We start from the raw sequence: 20,232 nt of genomic DNA on the forward strand, positions 1-20,232 counted from the left end.
CGCTCTAGCTCTCGCGTCCGTTCCACTCGTCGGCCAGCACGCCGAAGTACCGAACGTCGACGTACTCACCGCCGGTGAACGCCTCGTCCCGGTGGACGCCCTCCTCCTCGAACCCCAACTTCTCCCAGATGCGCGCCGACGCCGGATTGGTGGCGAGGACGCGCGCCGTCACGCGCCGCATCCGGAGTTCGTGGAAGGCGTGGTCGGTCAGGAGGCGCGACGCTTCGGTGCCGTACCCCTCGCCGTGGTAGTCGGTCGCGAGCCACAGGCCGATTTCGCAGTTGCCCGCCCGCGAGTTCAGGTCGTGAAGCCCGATAACGCCGGATATCTCGCCGTCCGCGCAGATAGCGAGGTTCACGTCCTCCTGATTCGAGACGCGCTCCTCGAAGTACTCGCGCTCCTGTTCGGCGTTGAGCGGGTGCGCGGTCGTCAGGCCCTCGCGCACGTCGGGGTCGTTGACGGTGTCGCGCATGAACTCGATGTCGTCCTCCTCGATGGTTCGGAGCGTGACCGAGTCTCCTCGGAGGAACACTGCGCCGGGCATACTCGCGGGTATTCGGGGTGTGAGTATAATAGATGGGGTCGTGTGAAATATGTTAGCGTGTTTTAGTTGTTGGCGGAACTCGTTCTCAGAATCGTCGCGGGGTCGTCAGCGACCGGTCGTGCAGGAGGAGGTAGCTTCGGGGACGAATCGATTTACGCTTCCGCGACGAATCGCCACCCATGCGCACGGCAGTCCTGAACGAACCGGGAGAACTCGCGGTCGAGGAGCGCCCGCGGCCCGACCCCGCGCCGGACGAGGTATTGGTCGCGGTCGGCGAGGTCGGCATCTGCGGGTCGGACCTCCACTACTACGAACACGGTCGAATCGGCGACTACGTGGTCGAAAGCCCGCTGATTCTGGGCCACGAGAGCGCGGGCGAGGTGGTCGAAGTCGGCGAGCGCGTGACCGACCTCGAAGTCGGCGACCGAGTGGCGCTCGAACCCGGCGTCCCCTGCCGCCGGTGCGCCCACTGCAAGCGCGGCGAGTACAACCTCTGTCCGGACGTGACCTTCATGGCGACGCCGCCGGACGACGGCGCGTTCGCCGAGTACGTCGCGTGGCCCGCCGACTTCGCCTACCGACTCCCCGACGAGGTGTCGGTCCGCGAGGGCGCGCTCTGCGAACCCCTCAGCGTCGGCGTCCACGTGGCGCGCCGGGGGGACATCGGCGTCGGTGACTCGGTCCTCGTCACCGGCGCGGGCCCCATCGGACTCCTGACGATGGAGGCCGCCCGCGCCGCGGGAGCCACCGAAATCGTCGTCTCCGACGTGGTCGAGGGGAAACTCCGACGGGCCGAGGAGCGCGGCGCGGACGCGACCGTGGACCCCCGCGAGGAGGACCTCGGCGATGCGGTCGCCCGCCACACCGGCGGCGAGGGCGCGGACGTGGTCGTTGAGGCGTCGGGCGCGGAGTCGGCCATCGCGGGGTCGCTCGACGCCGTGCGGCGCGGCGGCACCGTGGTCTTCGTCGGACTCGCCGACGAGGCGGAGGTCCCGCTGGACGTGCTCGACATCGTGGACAACGAGTTAGACGTTCGCGGGTCGTTCCGCTACCGGAACACGTACCCGGCGGCGATAGAACTGCTCGCGGACGGCGCGGTGGACGCGGCCGGACTCGTGGACTTCGAGGCCGACCTCAGTGACGTGGACGACGCCTTCCGGCGCGCGATGGACCCCGACACCGTGAAGGGGATGGTGACGGTCGGAAGGTAGCGCCGCTACTCCTCGGTCTGCTCCGACTCGGACTCGTCCGAGGTCGGTTCCGCGTCGCCCACCATGGCCTCCACGTCGGCGTGGTCGTGGAGCAGGTCTCGCATCGTCTCGACCGTCTCGGCGTCGCGGGTGCGACCGCTCCGAATCACGTCCTCGGCGCGTTCGACCGTCGTCAGCGTGTCCGACTGGACCAGCATGACCGGCACGCCCTTCTCCTCGGCCTTTCCGATGATGGCCCCCGGCGGCCGGAATCCGCCGGTCAGAATCAGGCACTTCACGCCCGGCGCTTCCAGCGCGACTCGCTGGAGGTCCGGCCGGTCGCCGCCGGTGACCAGCGCGGCGTCCTTCGTCCGGCGGAGGTGGCGGAGCGCCGAGTCGCCCGACATCGCGCCGACGAGGAACCGCTCGACGAAGGCGTCGCCGGGCGCGTCGTTCAACTGCTCGGCCGACAGTTCCGCGGCGAGTTCCTCGACGGTCACGCCCGCGAGCGACTGCTCGCGCGGGACCACGCCGAGGACCGGCACGCCCCGGCCTTCGAGGAAGGGGACGACTTCGGTGTCGAGACCGTCGAAGTTGCCCTCTTGCACGGCGTTGAACAGCACGCCGAGCAGTCGGTCGCCCAGGTCGTCGGCGGCCGCCAGCACGTCGTCCACGTCGCCGGCCTGCGAGTACCTCGAGAGGAGCAGGACCTCGGCGTCGAGCAGGTCGGCCACGTCGGCGTCGGTCAGGTCCACGATGCCGCCCGTGGTGAGTTCGCCGCCGCCCTCGATCACCATCAGGTCCTTGCCCTCCGCGAGACGCTCGAAGCTCTCGCGGACCTGTTCGCGGAGTTCTTCCGGGTCTTCCCGCCCCCGAATCGCCTGCTCGACGAACGTCGGCGAGTAGACCACGGGTTCGAGGTCGTGCATCTCGGCGTCCAAGTCGAGCAGTTCGCGGGCGAGCATCGGGTCCTCGTCGAGCGTCTTACCGACGTTGCTCTGGAGTCGGGTTCCCTTGGGCTTCATGTAGCCGACCGAGAGACCGCGCTCGGCGGCCAGTTCGGCCAGCGCGAGCGCGACCGCGGTCTTGCCTGTGCTCTCTTCGGTCGCGGTAACGAGTATCGTTTTCATGATTCGGTGGTCGTCATGGTCGGGTGTCGGTGATCGTCGTCGGTGGTCCTCATAGTTCGTCGGTGTCCACGGTCAGTCGCACGTCCACTGCCTGTACGCCGTCGGGTCCCGCGACGAGCGGGTTCACGTCGAGTTCCAGAATCGCGGGGAAGTCGGTCACGAGTTGCGAGAGGCGCTGGAGGCTCTCGACGATGGCCTCTCGGTCGGCGGGGTCCCGGCCCCGCGCGCCCCGCAGGAGCGGCGCGGACCGGATGCCCTCGACCATTTCGGTCGCCTCGCGCTCGCTCACGGGCGCGACCCGGGTCTCGGTGTCCTCCAGAATCTCCACGAAGATGCCCCCGAGGCCGAACAGCAACAGGGGACCGAACTGCGGGTCGCGGTTCATCCCGATGATGGTCTCGGTGCCCGCGTCGAGGTCCACCATCTCCTGTACTTGGACGCCCAGAATGTCGGCGTCCGGCTGGTAGTTCCGGGCGCGGGTCACGAGGTCCTCGAAGGCGTCGTACACGTCCTCGGGCGGGACCCCGACCTTCACGCCGCCGATGTCGGACTTGTGGAGGATGTCGGGGCTGACTATCTTCATCACCACCTCGTCCTCGATGTCTTGGGCCGCGGCGACCGCCTCCTCGGGGTCCGCGGCGACGGTGCCCTCCGGCGTCGGAATCCCGTAGGCGTCGAGCAGGCCCATCGCCTCCACGCCGAGGCGGTTGTCGCCGCGCTCCTCGGCGCGTTCCAGAATCTCGCGGGCGCGCTCGCGGTCCACGTCGAACCGTTCGGGGTCCTCGTACTCGCGCCGGCTAATCTCCCTGTAGCGCGAGAGCGCGTCGAGGCTCCGGACGGCGCGAGCGGGGTCGAAGTAGTTCGGGATGCCGCCCTCGCGCAGGACCTCCTTGGCCGACTCGGTGCGCTCGCCGCCCATCAGCACCGAGGCGACGGGCTTGCCGTGTTCGGCCTGCAGGTCGGTGATGACCCGGGCGAGGTCGTCGAAGTCGATGACCGCAGTAGGTGCCGACAGGACCACCGCGCACCCGACGTTCTCGTCGGCGAGCGCGATGTCCAGCGCCTCCTCGAACCGCTCGATGTCGGCGTCGCCGATGGCGTCGATGGGGTTGTAGATGTTGGCCTCCTCGGGCATCGCCTCCGAGAGCGATTCGAGCGTCTCGTCGGTGAACGACGCCAGCGAGAGGTTCGAGTCGCCCACCGCGTCGGTCGTCATGACCCCGGGGCCGCCCGCGTTGGTCACGATGGCCACGTCGTCGGAGTCGGGCAGGGGTTGGCCCGACAGAATCTGAGCGAAGTCGAACAGTTCCTGCACGTTATCGACCCGGAGGACGCCCGCCTGCTCCAGTCCGGCCTCGTAGGCCTGCTCGCTCCCCGCGAGCGTCCCGGTGTGCGAGGAGACCGCCTGCGCGCCCGCCTCGGTCCGGCCGGATTTGACCATCACGATGGGCGTGTCGTCGGTGACGCGCCGGGCCGACTCGATAAACTCGCCGCCGTCCTCGACGCCCTCCAGATAGCCCAGAATCACGTCGGTGTCGGGGTCCTCGCCCCACGCCTCCACGAAGTCGGTCTCGTCCAACACGGCCTTGTTGCCCAGCGAGACCACGTCCTTGAAGCCGATGCCCTCGTCGTTGGCCCAGTCCAGCACCGCGGTGATGAACGCGCCCGACTGGCTCATGAAGGAGATGGAACCGGGGAGCGCGTTCTCGGGGCCGAAGGTCGCGTTCAGACCCGAGGGCGTACTCATCACCCCGAGGCTGTTCGGGCCGACCAGATTCAGGTCGTACTGGCGGGCGACTTCGGTCAGTTCCCGCTCCCGACTCGCGCCCTCGCTCCCGGTCTCGCCGAACCCGGCGGTGATGACCACCACGTTGCGCACGGCGGCCTCGCCGCACTGGCGGACCGCCTCGACCGCGATTTTCGGCGGGACGACGACGATAGCGAGGTTCAGTTCGCCCGGTACGGAGTCCACGTCGGGGTAACAGTCCAACCCCAGCACGTCGTCGTAGTTGGGGTTCACCGGAACGGTCTCGCCCGCGAAGTCGTCCTGCAAGTTCCGCGTAATCGCGCGACCGATAGACCCCTCGCTCTCGGTCGCGCCGATGACGGCGACTCGCTCGGGCGCGAACAGTCCCGACAACCCTCCTGTGTTCTCGTCCACGCTCGGAGATTCGCCCGATTCGCGGTTAAAAGTGATGTCCCGTTTTCGGACGCCGGGAATCGAGCGGGATAACCGACTCCTACGCCGACACAATCGCCGCCATCCGACGGAAAATCCGGATTATTTACTCGCATCCGAAATCAAAAATCCGGAGTAGAGGCCCCAACGGCCGCGTAAATGGTGCATAATTATACGTCCGGCCACCCTGTTTTCACTCGATGTCAGAATCCGGGAAGACAGTTCGGTCGCTGGAGACAGCACTCCCCGACCCTGTCGAAGCGGGGAACGTGGTATACAATCCGTCGGCGGACCGACTCCGCGAACTCTCCGCGCACCTCGAAACCGCGACGGAGTTCGGGTCGCCGTCGTACGTCAGCGACGAGCGCTCGCGGAACGCCGACCGGACGAAGAACGCGGTTGACGACGAGTTCGGCCCGGCCGACTACGCGCGCATCGAGGAGGCCCTCGAAGCCGCGAGCGAACGCGAGATGGTCTGCGTGGACCGCCGGATGGGCCGCCACCCCGACCACTCGTACGTCTGTCGACTCTTCGTCTCGAAGGAGCAGGCCCGCATCGCGCTGGCGTGGTCGAAGCTCTTCGAACCGGTGGAGAGCGGGGCGGGCGCGGACGCCGCCCCGGACCCGGACTTCGTGACGGTGCAGGTTCCCGAGTTCGACGAGACCGCAATCCGCGTCCTCCCCGACGAGGGCGTGACCGCGGTTCTCGGAAGCGACTACACCGGCGAGGCCAAGAAGTCCTTCCTCCGACTGTTCATGTACTACGCGAAACAGCAGGGCGGACTCGGACTCCACGCCGGGAGCAAGCGGGTCCGCCTGCGCGACGAGTCGGGCGACCTCCGGACGGTCGGACAGGCGTTCCTCGGCCTGTCGGCGACCGGCAAGTCCACGCTGACGGCCCACGGCCTCTGGTTGGACGAGGAGGCTGGCGAGGAGGCGACGATGCTACAGGACGACGTGTGCGCGCTCCGCCCGGACGGGGCCATCGCGGGGAGCGAGGGCAACGGTCTCTACGTCAAGACCATCGGCCTCGACGCCGACGAGCAACCCGCGATGTACGACGCCGTGACCGACGAGTCGGCCGTACTGGAGAACGTCGACGTGGCCGAGGACGGCGCGGTGGATTTCGACAGCGACCGCCACACCTCGAACGGGCGCGCGGTCATCGAACGCGAGGAACTCGCCTCGGCGGGCGAGGACATCGACCTCGACGGCGTGGACCAGATTTTCTTCATCACCCGGAACCCCGTGATGCCGCCGGTCGCCAAACTCGCGCCCGAGGAGGCCGCCGCGGCGTTCATGCTCGGCGAGTCGGTCCAGACCAGCGCGGGCGACCCCTCGAAGGCCGGCCAGTCCATCCGAGTGGTCGGCACCAACCCGTTCATCGTCGGGTCGAAGGGCGAGGAGGGCAACCGCTTCCGGGACCTCGTGGCGGACCTCGACGTGGACTGCTTCGTCCTCAACACCGGCCACCTCGGGGGTCGGGACATCGGCGTCGAGGACTCGGTGACGCTCCTGCGCGAAATCGCCCGCGGCACGGTCGAGTGGACCGACGACGAGGCGACCGGAATGACGGTCCCGAGCGAGGTGCCCGGCGTGGACGTGCGGGAGTTCGACCCGGCCGAGAACGTGGCGAATATCGACGGAAAACTGGCGACGCTCCGGACCGAGCGTCGGACCCACCTCGACACGTTCGAGGACTTGGACGACGAGATATCGGGCGCGGTGTACTGACCCGGCCCGGCCGTTCTCCGTCGGTCCGAACTGGGTCACCTCTCGATTTCCGCGAGGAGCTATCGGCGTCTCGTAAACGTACTTGTATCGAACGTCTGTACACCCGAATATGTCTGCTAAAGAATGGCCCGTGTGGGTCGCGGCGCTGACCGCGGGCTTGGGTGTATTCACCGCCGGGGTCCTGTATCTGGACGGAACTGGGACGATTCGGTACGCCGTTCCGGGTGCGGGGGTCCTCGTGTGTTGGGTCGCGCTCAGTCGGTTGCGGACCCTTTCGGCGTGACCTCCGGCGGGGTCCGCGCGGCGTCCCGCCGGTGTTACCGCTCGTCCGCGGGGGCCTTTCCCCCGGTCGCAGACTCCTCCACGCGGAGGTCCCCGCTCAGTTCGCGCTCGGCGGCCGGACTGATGGTGATGCCGGCGGCCTCGAACTTCGACTTGACCGCGAGTCCGAACTCCGAACGGATCCGCAGGATGTCCTGGCGCGTCGGATTGCGTATCCAGAACTGGACGTGGAGCACCAACTCGTCGTCGCCGAACTCCGAGAAGTAAACGCGGGGTTCGGGGTCGGACATCACCGCGGCGTGAGAGGTCGCCGCCTCCGCGAGCAGCGACATGGCCTCCTCGACGTCGTCGTCGTACGCGATGCCGACCTCCTCGGAGACGCGGAACTCCGCGCGGCCGTACTGGCTCACGATGGTACTCGTCGTCAGTTCCGTGTTCGGCACCGTGACAGTCTCGTTGTTCTCGGTGCGGACGCGAGTGGTGCGGAAACTGATGGCCTCGACGACGCCCTCCCGGTCGCCCCACGCTATCCAGTCGCCGACGTTGAAGTTCGGGTTGACGACCAGGAACAGACCGCTGATGAGCGCCCCGATGACCTCCTGGCCCGCGACGCCGATGGCGAGGGTCGCCGCGGCGACGATGAGCGTCGAGTTCGTCAGCACCTGTCCGTACCCGCCCGCCGCCATCCCGAAGGCGACTCCGATGACGATGACGACCAGTCGCAGGTAGCGACGGAAGGCGTCCAGAATCGTCGGGTTGTTCGGGTTCCGCTGTCGAACGATTCTGTTGGCGGCGGGTTCGACGAGGAACCGACCGACGAGGTAGACTGCGAGGAACGCCAGCGCGAACTTCCCGAACGGGAGTAGCACCTCGCGGTAGGCCTCCTCCGGCGTGTCGACGGGGTCTTGGAGCGGGTCCAGTTGCATCGGCGCGTCCGCACTGATATGTCCGCCGGAAAGATAATCGCCGTGGGCGAACGCCCGCGTTTCGGCGCGTCCAGCGAGGACCTGCGAGAGGGGTCTGCCGACGAGACGGGTCTACGTACCGCGGTGGTCGGCGTGGGCCCGCCGGACCGCCCGCTCCAAGCGCTCGCGCTCCGGCGCGAACTGGAGGTGCGACTCGCAGTCGCAGTCCGACGCGCCGAGACCCGCGACCGACTCGACCCCCGCCTCGTCGTCGGCTTCGACCGCTCGACTGACCGCGCACTCCGCGTCCGCGCCTGCGGTCTTCACCGCGTCCGCGACCCGACTCGCGGGGTGCCCGAGCAGGTAATCGACGTGCCAGTGGCGGGCGTCGCGCTCCCCGGCCGCGAGTTCGCGGTGTCGCTCGACGCGCGCGCGAACCCGCCGGTCCCGAACGCGCTCCCGGTGTAAGCGTACCACCCGGACGAGAGGTCGCGCTCGCCCGCCGCGCCGAACGAAACCGTCGCAGATTCGTCGAGCGCTATCAGCAACGTGTAGGTTCCTTTCGCCATTATTCTTCGTTCCTTTAGAAATAAAGAGTCACGTTAGAGGTGCGAAACGACCAGCGCGACGCCGACCGCGAGCATCGTGACGCCGTTCAGCGCGACCGACTGCTTGTGGTACTTCGCGAACCCGTCGTCGCCCGCCCGCTCCATCTTCGGGATGAGGACCTGCCGGGCGTAGAGGTTGAGCGCGACGCCGACCAGCGGCAGTACTGCGAGCGCGACGCCGTCGTAGGGACCGACGCGCGCGACCAGCGCGGCGGCGGAGGCGACGAACCCCAGCGCCGTTCCAAACGAGTAGTACTTCGGGAAGATGGCGTTGACGACTCGCCCCGCGTCGTCGCCCAGCACGTCGAAGGTCGTGGGCGCGCCGACGAACGAGAAGAAGACGATGCTTCCGAGCCAGACGCCGAGGCTGGCGTCCACGACGGTCACGAGCGCGGTTTCGAGGAGGCTCATGCCCGGCGGTTCGGACGCACGGAAAATCAAGGATTCGGATGCGAGAGACGGGAAGTCGGGTCGGTCGTCTCCGAGTCGTGTCGGTCGGCGACGTCAGTCTCGGCGCGCGGCGTTCACTCCGCCACGTCGGCCACCGTCGCCTCCGACAACTCGCCGAGTTCGTCGGGCGCGATTGGGAACACCGCCTCCGGGGTCCCCGCGGCGGCCCAGACCGTCTCGAACTCGGTGAGGGTCCGGTCCAAGTAGACCGGCACGTCGGCGTCGTGGCAGAACGGCGGCACCCCGCCGATGGACCAGCCGAGCGTTGCCTTGATTTCGGCGGCGTCGGCCATCTCCACGTCGCTCTCGTCGAGTCCGAGCAGGTCGGCGAGCCTCGCTTCGCTGACCCGGTTCGCGCCGCTGGTGACGACCACGACGAGTCGGTCGTCGGCCCGCATGGCGATGCTGCTCGCGATTTGAGCCACGTCGCACCCGACGGCCTCGGCGGCGTCCGCGGCGGTCTTGGTCCCCTCGGGGAACTCCTTCACGTCCACCTCGAAGCCGTACTCGCGGCGCGCCCGGTCGGCGAACTCCTCGGCTCGCTCGTGCATGCCCGTGGCTTGTGGTGGCGCGGGTCAAATAGTTCTGGGTCGAGGAGAGATTTCGTGCGGGGGTTCGCGGTCGGTTCCGGCGTTCCGAGTCACCCGAAGATTTGCTCCGCGACGACTGCGACTGCGACGGCTCTGCCGACTCAGTCCGTGCCCGACTCGCTTCCGGCGGTCGCGACGCCGGACCCGCCCGCCGTCGACAGTCCCCGGAGCGCGGCCACCACGACCGCACCCGCGGCGACCAGCGCGCCCGCGACGGCGAAGGCGACGCCGTAGCCGAACTGCGCGGCCCACCCGCCAAGCAAGCCGCCGACGCCGCCGGACGCGGCCACCAGCGCGGCGTGGACGCCGAGCGACTCCCCGCGGAGCGACGCGGGCGCGAGACGCGTCACCAGACCGGTCCCCGTCACGGCGATGACGGCCCACGTCACGCCGAGGAGCGCGAAGACCCCGCCGTTCGCGGTCAGACCGACGGCGCCCGCGGCGGACCCGACGACGGCGACCGCGGGGAAGGCGAGGGCCCTGACTCCTAACGCGGCGCTCTGGAACAGTCGCACGTCGAAGCGGTCGCTCAACTCGCCGACGACGCCGTAGCAGAGCGCCGACGCGAGACTCGTGGCGAGATACAGGCCGAACGTCGCGTCGCCGCCGTGGCCGGCGGTCGAGAGGTACGCCGGGAGCGGCGCCCAGAACGTGGCGAACCCGGTCGAGAACAGCGCGACGGCGAGGAAGTACGCGGTGAGCCGCGGGGTGAAGCGCCCGACGAGCCGACGCGGCCGAATCCCGAGCGTGGTCCAGTAGAGCCGATTCGGCGTGAACGCGAACGTCGCCGTCTTGGCGTTCCGCTGGGTCCGCGAGAGGAGTCGCGCGACCCGCCTGCGCTGGCCCCGTCCGAGGTCCGCCGCCGCGGGCGAGACCGACGGGACCCACTTCGCGGCCGCCGCGGCCGACACCGCCGCGAGCGCGCCGCAGACCGCGAACAGCCACTGCCTCGCCGCGAGCGGGGAGGCGAACCGGGGCGCGAGGACTCCGAGCCACGCGGTGCCGAGGACCAGACCGCCCGCCCACCCGTACCCTTGGTACTTGTTGAGCGCGGCGATTCTGCGCGACCACTCCGACTCGGGCGCGTCGGCGACTACCAGCAGGGTCAACACCGGTCCGCCCGCCGCCGAGACGAACCAGAGCAGGGCGTTGAGCGCGAGGACCGCGGTCACCGACTCGACGAGCGGAATCGCCGCGAGCGACGCCGCGACCCCGACCAGACTCCCGACGACCACCGGCCGGCGGTCGGCGGTCCGGTCGGCGACCCGGCCCCAGAGGAGTGCGCCCGGAGTCCCCAGCAGCGCCGCGCTCGCAGCGAGCAGACCGAGCGCCACGGGGTCGCCCCCGAGCGCGACGACGTAGAGCGGAACGAGCAGGGAAGCAGCGCCGAGCGCGACCGACCCGAGTCCCCACGCGTAGAGCCAGCGGTGTCTCATCGGCGGAGTTCACGAAAGCCCGATACGTAAAGGCCGTGAAATTACCCGGAGTCGGCGCTCTCGGCCCGGAGTTCCGCCACGGTCTCGAAGATGTCGTCCATCCACGCGTCGAGGTCGTACGCCGCCACGAGTTGGCGCATCTGGCGCATGCGGTTGCGCCGCTCCGTGGGCGAGTCGGTAATCGTCTGGTGGATGGTCTCGGCGAACTCCTCGGTGGCGTACGGGTTGATGGTGTAGGCGTAGTCGCCGAGCGTGTCGTCCACGCCCGCGAAGTCCGAGAGGACCAGCGCCCCCTCGTTCTCCAACTGGGACGCGACGTACTCCTCGGCGACGAGGTTCATCCCGTCCCGGACCGAACTGACCAGCGCGAGGTCCGCGTGGCGGTAGAGACTGTAGAGCGCCGTCGCGGGGAGCATCTCCGTGACGTTGACCACCGGTTTCCACTCGTCGGTCCCGAACCGGTCGTTGACGCGCTCGGCGGTCTCGGCCACCTCGCGCTGAATCTCCCGATACGCCGGAATCTCGCTCCTGCTCTCGCTGGCCTTCTGGACGTAGACGAACTCCCCGCGGAACTCGGGGTACGAGTCGAGGAAGTACTCGATGGCCCGGAGGCGCTCGGGGATGCCCTTCGTGTAGTCGAGGCGGTCGACGCCGACGGCGACGATGGCGTCGGCGTCGATGCCACGCTCGTCGCGAAACGAGTCCCAGAACGCCTCGGCCTCGCCGCTGTCGGCGAGTCGCTGGATTCGGTCGGCGTCCACGCCCATCGGGAACGACTCGACCAGCGTCGGCGTGTCGCCGCGGTGAACCACGCCGGCGTCCCAGTCGATGACGGCGTCGTCGAAGCAGGCGTCGACGCCCTCGAGGAACTGGGCGCAGAACCGGTCGACGTGGAAGCCCAGCAGGTCGTTGGCCAGCAGGCCCTCCAGCAACTGCTCGCTCTGGGGACACACCCGGAAGTCGTCCCACGTCGGCCACGGGATGTGCCAGAAGTGCGCCAGCGTGACCTCCTCGCCGCGGTCCCGCCGGACCATCTCGGGCGCGAGTCCGAAGTGGTAGTCCTGAAACCAGATTAGCGACCCGGAGTCGGCCTCCTCGCTGGCCGCCTCGGCGAAGCGCCTGTTGACGTCGCGGTAACGCTTCCAGAACCGTGGTTCGTAGGTGATTCGGCCCCGGTCGCTGTGACAGAGCGGCCACAGCACCTGATTGCTGTAGCCGTAGTAGTACTCCTCTACCTCGTCGTCGTCGAGCCAGATGCGACGGAGCGTGTAGGACGGGTCCTCGGGCGGCACCCGGACGCGGTCGTCCTCGTCCACCACCTCCCGGTCGGCCTCGCCGTCGCCCCACGCGACCCACGTCCCCGACGCTCGCTGCATGACCGGGTCGAGACCGGCGGTCAGTCCGCCGACCGGCCGTTCGACCGTGATTTCGTCGCCGTCGTACGAGTGGCTGTACGGTTCGCGGTTCGAGACGACGACCAGTCCCTCGGTCGGGGCCGGACCGCCGTCCGGCGGTTGGTCGCCCGTCATGTCGTCGGTGGGAGGTCGCTCCGGCGGGGGTCGGGTCGGCAGTCGCGTTCCGGCGCAGTGCGGCGCAGTCGTCGCGGACTCCCCCGCACAGTCGGTCGGATATCGGTCGGTGAGCGCATTTCCGTCTGATAACGACGTACGCGCCCTTCCCGTTTGGGGTCGAGCGGGTCGGCCGGGTCACTTCCGGAGTGCCCGAGTCACTCCCGAAATTTCCGGACCTCCTCGCGGGTCGGGAGCGCGGTCATCGCGCCCGGCGCGGTGGTCGTGACCGCCGCCACCGCGTTCGCGAAGCCGAGGACCTTCGAGAGCGACGTCTCGATCGAATCGCCGCGCGTCCGGGCCGCGAGCGCAGAGAGCGCACCCGCGGTGAAGGCGTCGCCCGCGCCCGTGGTGTCGGCGACCGATTCGACCTCGAACCCGCCGTGTGATGCCGCGCCCGCGCCCCACGGGGCGTCGTCGGTCGCGCGGGCGAACGCCCCCGAGCCGCCGAGCGTCAGCAGGACGGTGTGGGGTCCGGTCTCGATGACTCCCTCGGCGAGCGCCTCGGGCGACTCGCCCTCGAATCCGGCGGCCCGCAACTCCTCGGGCGTGGCCTTCACCACGTCGGCGAACGCGAGCATCTCGCGGACGCGCTCGCCGAACGCCGCCTCCGACTCCCAGAGTTCCGGCCGGGCGTTGGGGTCGAAGACCACGGTGCAGTCGCGCTCGGTCGCGCGCTGTGCGAGGTCCAGCGTGGCCGTCCGGCCGGGGTCGGCCGCGAGCATCACGCCGCCGACGTAGACCCACGAGACCGACTCTAGCATCTCGTCCGGGACGCCGCCGGGTTCGACCCGCGTGTCCGCGGTCCCGTCTCGGTAGAAGGTGAACTCGCGGTCGGCGTCCGCGTCGTGGCTGACGAACGCCAGCGCGGTCTTGGCGGTCGGGTCGCGCTCGACGAACCGGTCGGGGACGCCGAACTCGGCCAGCGTCTCCGCGAGGTAGTCGCCGAAGGGGTCCTCGCCGACGCGAGTCCAGAACCACGGCGGGTCGTCGAGTCGCGCCAGCGCGACCGCGACGTTCGCGGGCGCGCCGCCCGCGCGCCGCGAGAAGTTCGCCACGTCTGCGAGCGGGCCGGGCGAATCCGGCAGGAAGTCGATAAGGGCTTCGCCTGCCACGAGGATGTCGGGGTCCGAATCGGTCATGCGTCTCCAAGCTATCGCCGGGGCGCGGAAAAGTATTCAGTCCGCTACCGCGACTCCGGCGGTCGGACCGGGTTCCGCCAGACGACGCGCTCGCGGTCACGATTCGACCTCGCAGTCACGACTCCACCGTTTCGAGGACGTCGTTCAGATATTTCTTGCTCACGCCGATGTAGCCGTAGTCCAGCGTGAACACCTCCAGCGAGAGCGTCCCCGACCAGTCGTCGGGGAGCGCACCGAGCACCTGCTCGAAGTCGATGGTGCCCGCGCCGAACGGCAGGTGTTCGTCTTGGGCCTTCCGGGTGTCGTTGAGGTGGAAGTGCGAGATGCGGTCGGCGTGCCGTGCGACGAACTTCGCCGTCGCGGCCGAGTCGAGACCGTCCACGCGGGCGTGGCCGGTGTCGAGGGTCATCGCGGCGTCGGTGTCGGCGAAGAGGTCCTGAAAGTTCCCGGTCGAGAAGGCCCCGCGCGGGATGTTCTCGAAGCAGACCTCGAAGCCGTCGGGCGTCTCGGCGTCCACCTCGCGGACCGATTCGAGGACGATTTCGCGCAGGTCGGTGGCGTCCCACGCGGGACTCCACGCCTTCGAGTTGGCGTGGGCGACGCCCTTCAGTGCGCCCATCTCGGCCGCGGTCTCGGCCGCCGCGACGAGTTCCCGGACCGCGCCCTCGCGGACGTGTTCGTAGGCCGACCCCACGTCGAGCGCGAACGGGAGGTGGACCAGCAGGTCGAGGTCTCGTTCCGCGGCCGCCTCGCGCACTGCGTCGGGGTCGAGGCTCCGGCGCTCGTGGTCGCCGTCCATCAGCAGTTCCACGAAGTCGAAGTCCGCCTCAGCGGCCACGTCGAAGGCCGTCTCGTAGTCCATCCCGAGTTGGGTGACGAAGCCGATGGTCGCGTCCATGCCGGTGGGACGACCGCCGGGCAGTTAGTCGTTTTCGGGGGTCACTCCGAGGCGCTCTGGTCGCCCGCCGGCCGGAACGTCACCCGGACGAGACCGAGGTCCATCCGGACCTTCCCGACGACCTCGCCGAGGACGAACCGGTCGCCCGACTCCACCTCGGCCGCCTTCGGCGGGTAGAACAGCACGAACTCGTTGGTGCCCGCGTAGCGCGCGATTCGCGTCTCGTAGTCGTTCCAGAAGAAGTCGGCGAGGAACGACTCGCCCTCCTGAAACTCGACCGCCGGGTAGAACGCGAGCGGTTCGGAGACGACTCGAAACGCCGCGCCCGCCCGAACGTCGGTGGCGTGCATCCGCGCCGGTCGGTCGGCCCGCGAGCGGAGTCCCATCTTCCGAACCCGTACCGGAGCCACGGTCAAAGCTCTCTCGGCCGCGCTGGCCGCCTCCGGTGGCCCGTGGACTCTTACGGACTCGCGGCCAAGTCCCGGGGAGAACCGATGACTGGGGATTCTACGTCTGCGGAGCGCGGGGACTCAACGGGAACCGGTGGCGGGACCGGGACGGAGTCGGGGCGCGACCGCGGAGCGGACGGGGACGGCGCGACTCCCGAGAGTGACGGCGGAACCGGGAGCGACGGCGAAACGAGGGGGGACGACGGCGGAACCGTGGACGACGGCGTGACCCGCCGGACGTTCATCCGGGCGAGCGGTGCGACTGCCGCGGCGGGAGCGGGCGCCGCGTTCGCCGCCGACGACGTCTCGGCACAGACCCAGACCTACCGATTCGGCGGCGAGGTGGCGGCGTGGCGGGGCCGAGCGCCCGCGGCCATCGAGGGGGAGTCGAACCCGACCATCGAGTTGCAGGCCGGACAGGAGTACGAGTTCTGGTTCGAGAACATCGACGGCGCGCCCCACAACATCGCCATCTACGACGACGAGGAGAACGTCATCCAGCAGAGCGACACCATCCTCGAAGAGGGCGCGACCGCCTCCATCACGTTCACCGCGACCAGCAACATGGCCCAGTACGTCTGCACCGTCCACCCGACGTCGATGATAGGCGACCTGAACGTGACCGGGCAGGTCGAAGGCAGCGGCGGTGAGGGCGGCGGCATCTTCTCGTCGCTCTCGTTCGGCGCGCTGGTGTTGGTCGCCGGTCTCGCGCTCGCGTTCCTCTCGCCGCTCCTGTTCGCGCTGTTCCTCTTCTCGCGGGGCGACGACCGCGGCGGGGAAACGACGACCAGACCGTAACTAATCGACCGTTTCCGGAGTTCAAGCGGCGACGACCGCGCAGGGCGTTATTGCCTTCCGGAACGCACGCACGGGTATGAGAACCACCGCCCTGTTTCTCGTCACCGGACTGGTCGTCGCGGCGGGCGTCCTCCCCGCGGTCGGTCCCGCCGACCGGTCGCTCGCACAGGAGGAGGGAACGGTCGTCGGCCGCCCCAACATCGAACTCTCCGCGACCGAGAACCGGTTCGGACCGGGCGAGCAGGCCGTCGTCGAGGTGTTCGTCTCGAACAACGGCGACCTCGACCGCGGCGGTCCCCCCGAGTTCGAGGAACGCGTCACGACAGCGCGGAACGTCAGACTCGACGTTCTGGACGACCGTCTCCCCGAGGAACTCGCGGGCGAGTTGCAGGTCGATACCGGCGAGGTGTTCGCCGGGAGCGTTCCGGAGGGCGTCTCCGGGCCGTTCGGGTTCAACGTCGAGATTCCGGAGTCGGTGCCGCCGGGGACCTACCGGATTCCGGTCGAAGTGACCTACGACTACACCAACTTCGTCCGGTACGGACCGGGCCGCGCGCCCGAGTACGGCGACACCCAGCGGACCGAGACCGCCTACTTCACCCTCGTCGTCGAGGACCGGCCGCAGTTCGACATCCGCGCCCGGAACCTGACCCGGGTCTCGGCGGGCGACACCGCAACGTACCAGATAGCAGTCACCAACGAGGGGACCACGGCCGCGACGAACGCGCGGGTCCAGTTGTCGGTCGCCAACACCTCGGTCTTCTTCGGCGGCGCGGACGACCCCCAACAGCGGACCAGCGTCTTCTTCGAGCGAATCGACCCCGGCGAGACCGAGATAGCGAACGTCACCGTCGGGGCGAGTCGGGACACCGCGCCGGGGACCTACCTCGCCGACGCCTCGGTCGCGTACACCAACCCGAACGGCGTGCAGGAACGCTCCAGACCGCTCACGTTCGGGGTCGCGGTCGGAGGCGAACAGACCTTCGCGGTCAGAGGCGTCCACACCACGCTCCGGGTCGGCGAGACCGGCGTGGTCAGCGGTCGGTTGGTCAACACGGGAGAGACCAACGTCTCGGACGCGGTGGTCGTCGTCGGCGGCGAGAACTCCAGTTTCCGACCGCGGGAGACCGAGTTCGCGGTCGGCGACCTCGCGGCGGGCGAGTCGGTCAACTTCTCGTTCCGGGTCGACACCGCGAACGGGACCGACGCCGGACCGCGCCGCATCCCGATTCGAGTCCAGTACCGGAACGCGGGGGGCGACCAGCGGACGAGCGCCCCCATCGACGTGCCGGTCGCGGTCGCCCGCGAACAGACCTTCGACGTGGCCGCGACCGCGTCCGGACTCGTCGCGGGCGACTCGGGTACGGTCTCGGGCACCGTCCTCAACACGGGCGAGACCAACGTCTCGGACGCGGTCGTCGTCCTCCAGACGCAGGACTCGGGGCTTGAACCGGCCGAGCGCGAGTACGCCCTCGGCGACCTCGCGCCGAACGAGTCGGCCGCTTTCGAGTTCGAGGTCGCGGTGCCCAACCAGTCGAACCCCGGGGTCAGGCCGGTCTCGTTCCGAGTTCGCTACCGGAACGCCGACAACGAGATTCGGTACTCCGACTCGTTCGACGCCGCGGTGTCGGTCGCGGGCGAGCGGACCTTCGCGGTTCGGAACGTGAGCGCCGACCTGCAGGTCGGCGACGCGGGCACGGTGTCGGGAACGGTGGTCAACACCGCGAACGTATCGGTCTCGAACGCCGTGGTCGTCTTCGGCGGAAGTTCCGACCTCGTTCCCCGCGAACAGGAGGTCGCGGTCGGCCGCCTCGAACCGGGCGAGGCCGCCAATTTCAACGTTACCGTGGACGTGCCCAACACCTCCGAACCCGGCCCGCGGCAGGCGTCGTTCTTCGTGCGCTACCGGAACCGGGACGGCGACCTGCGTCTCAGCGAGGGCCTCGACGCGCGGGTCGCGGTCGGCGCGGAACAGACCTTCGGCGTCGAGAGCGCCAACGGCACGCTCAGGGTGGGCGAGACCGGCGAAATCTCCGGGCGAGTCACGAACCGGGGCGAACGACCGGTCTCGAACGCGGTCCTCGTTCTCCAGACGAACAACCCGAACCTCGACGCCCGGGAGTCCGAGTACGCGCTCGGCCGACTCGGACCGAACGAGTCGGTGCCCTTCGAGTACACCCTCGACGTGAGCGGCGAGGCCGAACCGGGACCGCGTCAGGTGACCTACCGCGTGCGCTACCGGAACCGGAACGGCGACCTGCGCACGAGCGACACGATAGACTCCCGGGTCGTGGTGGCCCCCGAACGCGACGAGTTCCGGGTCGAACCGGTCAACGCGACGGTTCCCGTCGGTTCCTCGGAGGTCGTCGAACTCCGAGTCACGAACACCGCGAACCAGACGCTCCGGGACGTGGAGGCGAAACTGTTCGCCAGCGACCCCCTGTCGAGCGACAACGACGAGGCGTTCGTCTCCCGACTCGCGGCAGGTGAGTCCACGACGATGAAGTTCCGGGTCGCCGCCGCGGGCGGGTCGATTCCGAAGGTCTACCCGGTCTCGGTCGATTTCACCTACGAGGACGCGCGGGGCGACACCGTCCTCTCGGACACCTACCGGGTGCCCGTCGAGGTAGTCGAGCGACAGGGCGGAGGTCTGCCGCTTCCGACGGGTTCGGTTTCGCCCGCGCTGGTCGGGTTCGCCGTGCTGGTGGTCGCCCTCGGGGCGCTGGTCTGGTGGAAGCACGAGACCATCGCGAAGTTGCTCCCGTGAGTCGCGGGGTCGCTCGCCCGCGACGGACCGAACTTCGCCGCGAACTTCTTGGGCGGTCGCGTCGATAGACGAGTCCAATGGCCGACTCGTCCCGCCAGCGACGCCGTCTGCGGGTCGCCCTCGCGGTCAGCGTCGCACTGCTCGCGGCGCTCTCGCTGTCGATGGCGACCGCGACGCCGGCCGGCGAACGAGGGTCGCAGGTCCGGCAGGCGACTCTCGCCGACCTCGACGAGCGGTCCGTTTCCTCTACCGACCCCGGCCAGCGGGCGACCACCGACGCCGCGGAAAACGACAGCGCGGACAGCGCCAATCGGACAGGTCCGACGTTCGACGCGACGGTCTTCCGGGACATCGCCGGGCAGGTGGCGACGGAAGACGCCACCGTGACGGTCCGGGGAACCGCGACGGAAACCGACGAGGTGCTGGTCGCGCTGTTCGACCGCAGGGGCCGGGTCCTCACGGAGTCGGTCTCGGTCGGCGACGACGGGACGTTCGAGGAGGAAGACCTCGAACTCGTCGCCGACGGGACTCCGCTCGCCGAGGGCCGGGTCGTGGCGACGGTCCTCTCGCCCGGCCGGGACGCGCAGGTCGGCGACGGCGAAGTCGGGAACGCGACCGAGGCCGACCTCGCGGCGTTCGCGGCGGCATTCCGCGAGACGGTCGGCCAGCGGTCGGGCGGCAGGGTCGTCTCGCGGACGCAGCGACAACTGGTCGAACTCTACTACGACCAGACCGTCGAGGACGCCGGGAGCGACGACCTCCTGCTGGCCGAGGAGTTCGTCTACACCGACGCGCGGACGAGCATCGAACGCGTCGCTCCTCGGTCGGCGGGGAACGCGACGGGACCGGTCGAACCGATTCGCGTCGGCGACACGCTGGTCGTCCGTGGACTGACGAACCGCAGACCCGAGGACAATACGGTCTTCGTCGAGGTGGTCTCGGGGCCGAGCGCCGACGCCTTCGACCTCGCCGCGACCGAAACGTGGGGCACCGACGGCGTCTGGCGAGTCGAACTCGACGCGGCGGACGTGCAACCGGGCGTCTACACCATCGAGGCCGAGGACGGCGCGTCCAGCGACAGCGTACGCGTGAGAATCCTCCCGCGGGTCGGAAACGCGACGGTCGAGAACGCGACGACTGCGAATACGACGGCCGAAAACGGGAGCGTCGGAAGTCACCGTCGTATCTCGTTTTTCTCGGGCGGACTGTTCGCGGAATCGTTCTCTGCGCGGTAACGACGGTTTGCCAGCGCGCTACGGTCGATTACCGACGGTAGCCTCCGACTGACTCGCGGCCGTCCGTCACACCCGGTGGCAATCGGCGGATAACCGCATATAAGCGCACCCGAGCGACACCCCGGCGACGCCGAACCGTCCTCCTCGCGGAAACTCGACATCCCAGTTGAGTTACCCTAACCTACCTCTCGGCTAACAATTATTCCGATGACAGCTCCAGCGAGTTCACTCTCGGAGAAAAGCGGCGTAACACGACGTTCTGTGGCGTGGTTCGTCGCCGAACCGCGCCGAGGCCGCGAGACCGATTCTCAGAAGAGAGTGACCGAAT

General features: G+C 69.1%; 17 protein-coding genes and 1 pseudogene. 6 read left to right on the plus strand and 12 right to left on the minus strand.

The window, feature by feature from the left end:
• Positions 1-4: 4 nt before the first annotated feature.
• Positions 5-544, minus strand: a complete 540-nt coding sequence (locus M0R89_RS14275; protein ID WP_248649752.1) for a GNAT family N-acetyltransferase — start codon at positions 542-544, stop codon at positions 5-7.
• Positions 545-723: 179 nt separating this feature from the next.
• Here M0R89_RS14275 and M0R89_RS14280 point away from each other — a divergent pair, with 179 nt between their 5' ends.
• Complete coding sequence (locus tag M0R89_RS14280; RefSeq protein WP_248649753.1) at positions 724-1,755, plus strand: NAD(P)-dependent alcohol dehydrogenase; 1,032 nt, start codon at positions 724-726, stop codon at positions 1,753-1,755.
• A gap of 5 nt (positions 1,756-1,760) precedes the next feature.
• Here the strand turns inward: M0R89_RS14280 and M0R89_RS14285 are convergent, their stop codons facing one another.
• Together M0R89_RS14285 and acs are read right to left on the minus strand one after the other, a co-directional pair.
• Positions 1,761-2,864 (minus strand): phosphotransacetylase family protein, encoded by a 1,104-nt coding sequence (locus M0R89_RS14285; protein WP_248649754.1) that lies wholly within the window; start codon positions 2,862-2,864, stop codon positions 1,761-1,763.
• Between the two features lie 49 nt (positions 2,865-2,913).
• Positions 2,914-5,025: an acetate--CoA ligase alpha subunit gene (gene acs / locus M0R89_RS14290; RefSeq protein ID WP_248649755.1), complete on the minus strand. Its 2,112-nt coding sequence runs from the start codon at positions 5,023-5,025 to the stop codon at positions 2,914-2,916.
• Between the two features lie 218 nt (positions 5,026-5,243).
• On the opposite strand from acs, the gene M0R89_RS14295 reads away from it, so the two are divergent.
• Together M0R89_RS14295 and M0R89_RS14300 are read left to right on the plus strand one after the other, a co-directional pair.
• Positions 5,244-6,776: a phosphoenolpyruvate carboxykinase (ATP) gene (locus M0R89_RS14295; protein ID WP_248649756.1), complete on the plus strand. Its 1,533-nt coding sequence runs from the start codon at positions 5,244-5,246 to the stop codon at positions 6,774-6,776.
• Between the two features lie 109 nt (positions 6,777-6,885).
• The gene (locus tag M0R89_RS14300) at positions 6,886-7,059 is read left to right on the plus strand and encodes a hypothetical protein (protein ID WP_248649757.1); all 174 of its coding nucleotides are present in this window, start codon (positions 6,886-6,888) and stop codon (positions 7,057-7,059) included.
• 34 nt (positions 7,060-7,093) lie between these two features.
• Here the strand turns inward: M0R89_RS14300 and M0R89_RS14305 are convergent, their stop codons facing one another.
• The 9 genes and pseudogenes from M0R89_RS14305 to M0R89_RS14345 form a co-directional block, all read right to left on the minus strand.
• Positions 7,094-7,984 (minus strand): mechanosensitive ion channel family protein, encoded by an 891-nt coding sequence (locus M0R89_RS14305; RefSeq protein WP_248649758.1) that lies wholly within the window; start codon positions 7,982-7,984, stop codon positions 7,094-7,096.
• Between the two features lie 111 nt (positions 7,985-8,095).
• A pseudogene (locus M0R89_RS14310) lies at positions 8,096-8,532 on the minus strand (GIY-YIG nuclease family protein).
• 33 nt (positions 8,533-8,565) lie between these two features.
• Positions 8,566-8,982, minus strand: a complete 417-nt coding sequence (locus M0R89_RS14315; RefSeq protein WP_248649759.1) for a DUF4149 domain-containing protein — start codon at positions 8,980-8,982, stop codon at positions 8,566-8,568.
• Positions 8,983-9,095: 113 nt separating this feature from the next.
• Positions 9,096-9,572, minus strand: a complete 477-nt coding sequence (locus tag M0R89_RS14320; protein WP_248649760.1) for a YbaK/EbsC family protein — start codon at positions 9,570-9,572, stop codon at positions 9,096-9,098.
• A gap of 140 nt (positions 9,573-9,712) precedes the next feature.
• Positions 9,713-11,047, minus strand: coding sequence for an MFS transporter (locus M0R89_RS14325; protein WP_248649761.1), 1,335 nt, complete (start codon positions 11,045-11,047; stop codon positions 9,713-9,715).
• A 41-nt stretch (positions 11,048-11,088) separates the two neighbouring features.
• A complete protein-coding gene (locus tag M0R89_RS14330) occupies positions 11,089-12,576 on the minus strand; it encodes an alpha,alpha-trehalose-phosphate synthase (UDP-forming) (protein WP_248649762.1) in 1,488 nt (495 codons plus the stop codon).
• 197 nt (positions 12,577-12,773) lie between these two features.
• Positions 12,774-13,757 (minus strand): carbohydrate kinase family protein, encoded by a 984-nt coding sequence (locus M0R89_RS14335; protein WP_248649763.1) that lies wholly within the window; start codon positions 13,755-13,757, stop codon positions 12,774-12,776.
• A 115-nt stretch (positions 13,758-13,872) separates the two neighbouring features.
• Positions 13,873-14,655, minus strand: a complete 783-nt coding sequence (locus M0R89_RS14340) for a sugar phosphate isomerase/epimerase family protein (RefSeq protein ID WP_248649764.1) — start codon at positions 14,653-14,655, stop codon at positions 13,873-13,875.
• Positions 14,656-14,696: 41 nt separating this feature from the next.
• Positions 14,697-15,041 (minus strand): hypothetical protein, encoded by a 345-nt coding sequence (locus M0R89_RS14345; protein WP_248649765.1) that lies wholly within the window; start codon positions 15,039-15,041, stop codon positions 14,697-14,699.
• A gap of 108 nt (positions 15,042-15,149) precedes the next feature.
• Between M0R89_RS14345 and M0R89_RS14350 the strand changes: the two genes are divergently transcribed.
• The 3 genes from M0R89_RS14350 to M0R89_RS14360 all read left to right on the plus strand — a co-directional run bounded on the left by M0R89_RS14350 (position 15,150) and on the right by M0R89_RS14360 (position 19,904).
• Positions 15,150-15,902: a cupredoxin domain-containing protein gene (locus M0R89_RS14350; protein ID WP_248649766.1), complete on the plus strand. Its 753-nt coding sequence runs from the start codon at positions 15,150-15,152 to the stop codon at positions 15,900-15,902.
• A gap of 76 nt (positions 15,903-15,978) precedes the next feature.
• Positions 15,979-18,669: a COG1361 S-layer family protein gene (locus M0R89_RS14355; protein ID WP_248649767.1), complete on the plus strand. Its 2,691-nt coding sequence runs from the start codon at positions 15,979-15,981 to the stop codon at positions 18,667-18,669.
• 77 nt (positions 18,670-18,746) lie between these two features.
• Positions 18,747-19,904: a hypothetical protein gene (locus tag M0R89_RS14360; protein WP_248649768.1), complete on the plus strand. Its 1,158-nt coding sequence runs from the start codon at positions 18,747-18,749 to the stop codon at positions 19,902-19,904.
• Positions 19,905-20,232 lie beyond the last annotated feature (328 nt).

The sequence above is a fragment of the Halorussus limi genome, from assembly GCF_023238205.1.
Lineage (GTDB): Archaea > Halobacteriota > Halobacteria > Halobacteriales > Haladaptataceae > Halorussus > Halorussus limi.

What these genes read in the sequence shown, in the direction of transcription:
- M0R89_RS14275 (WP_248649752.1), bottom strand. Translation starts at nt 544, where the DNA reads ATGCCCGGCGCAGTGTTCCTCCGAGGAGACTCGGTCACGCTCCGAACC.
- M0R89_RS14280 (WP_248649753.1), top strand. Translation starts at nt 724, where the DNA reads ATGCGCACGGCAGTCCTGAACGAACCGGGAGAACTCGCGGTCGAGGAG.
- M0R89_RS14285 (WP_248649754.1), bottom strand. Translation starts at nt 2,864, where the DNA reads ATGAAAACGATACTCGTTACCGCGACCGAAGAGAGCACAGGCAAGACC.
- M0R89_RS14295 (WP_248649756.1), top strand. Translation starts at nt 5,244, where the DNA reads ATGTCAGAATCCGGGAAGACAGTTCGGTCGCTGGAGACAGCACTCCCC.
- M0R89_RS14300 (WP_248649757.1), top strand. Translation starts at nt 6,886, where the DNA reads ATGTCTGCTAAAGAATGGCCCGTGTGGGTCGCGGCGCTGACCGCGGGC.
- M0R89_RS14305 (WP_248649758.1), bottom strand. Translation starts at nt 7,984, where the DNA reads ATGCAACTGGACCCGCTCCAAGACCCCGTCGACACGCCGGAGGAGGCC.
- M0R89_RS14315 (WP_248649759.1), bottom strand. Translation starts at nt 8,982, where the DNA reads ATGAGCCTCCTCGAAACCGCGCTCGTGACCGTCGTGGACGCCAGCCTC.
- M0R89_RS14320 (WP_248649760.1), bottom strand. Translation starts at nt 9,572, where the DNA reads ATGCACGAGCGAGCCGAGGAGTTCGCCGACCGGGCGCGCCGCGAGTAC.
- M0R89_RS14325 (WP_248649761.1), bottom strand. Translation starts at nt 11,047, where the DNA reads ATGAGACACCGCTGGCTCTACGCGTGGGGACTCGGGTCGGTCGCGCTC.
- M0R89_RS14330 (WP_248649762.1), bottom strand. Translation starts at nt 12,576, where the DNA reads ATGACGGGCGACCAACCGCCGGACGGCGGTCCGGCCCCGACCGAGGGA.
- M0R89_RS14335 (WP_248649763.1), bottom strand. Translation starts at nt 13,757, where the DNA reads ATGACCGATTCGGACCCCGACATCCTCGTGGCAGGCGAAGCCCTTATC.
- M0R89_RS14340 (WP_248649764.1), bottom strand. Translation starts at nt 14,655, where the DNA reads ATGGACGCGACCATCGGCTTCGTCACCCAACTCGGGATGGACTACGAG.
- M0R89_RS14345 (WP_248649765.1), bottom strand. Translation starts at nt 15,041, where the DNA reads ATGGGACTCCGCTCGCGGGCCGACCGACCGGCGCGGATGCACGCCACC.
- M0R89_RS14350 (WP_248649766.1), top strand. Translation starts at nt 15,150, where the DNA reads ATGACTGGGGATTCTACGTCTGCGGAGCGCGGGGACTCAACGGGAACC.
- M0R89_RS14355 (WP_248649767.1), top strand. Translation starts at nt 15,979, where the DNA reads ATGAGAACCACCGCCCTGTTTCTCGTCACCGGACTGGTCGTCGCGGCG.
- M0R89_RS14360 (WP_248649768.1), top strand. Translation starts at nt 18,747, where the DNA reads ATGGCCGACTCGTCCCGCCAGCGACGCCGTCTGCGGGTCGCCCTCGCG.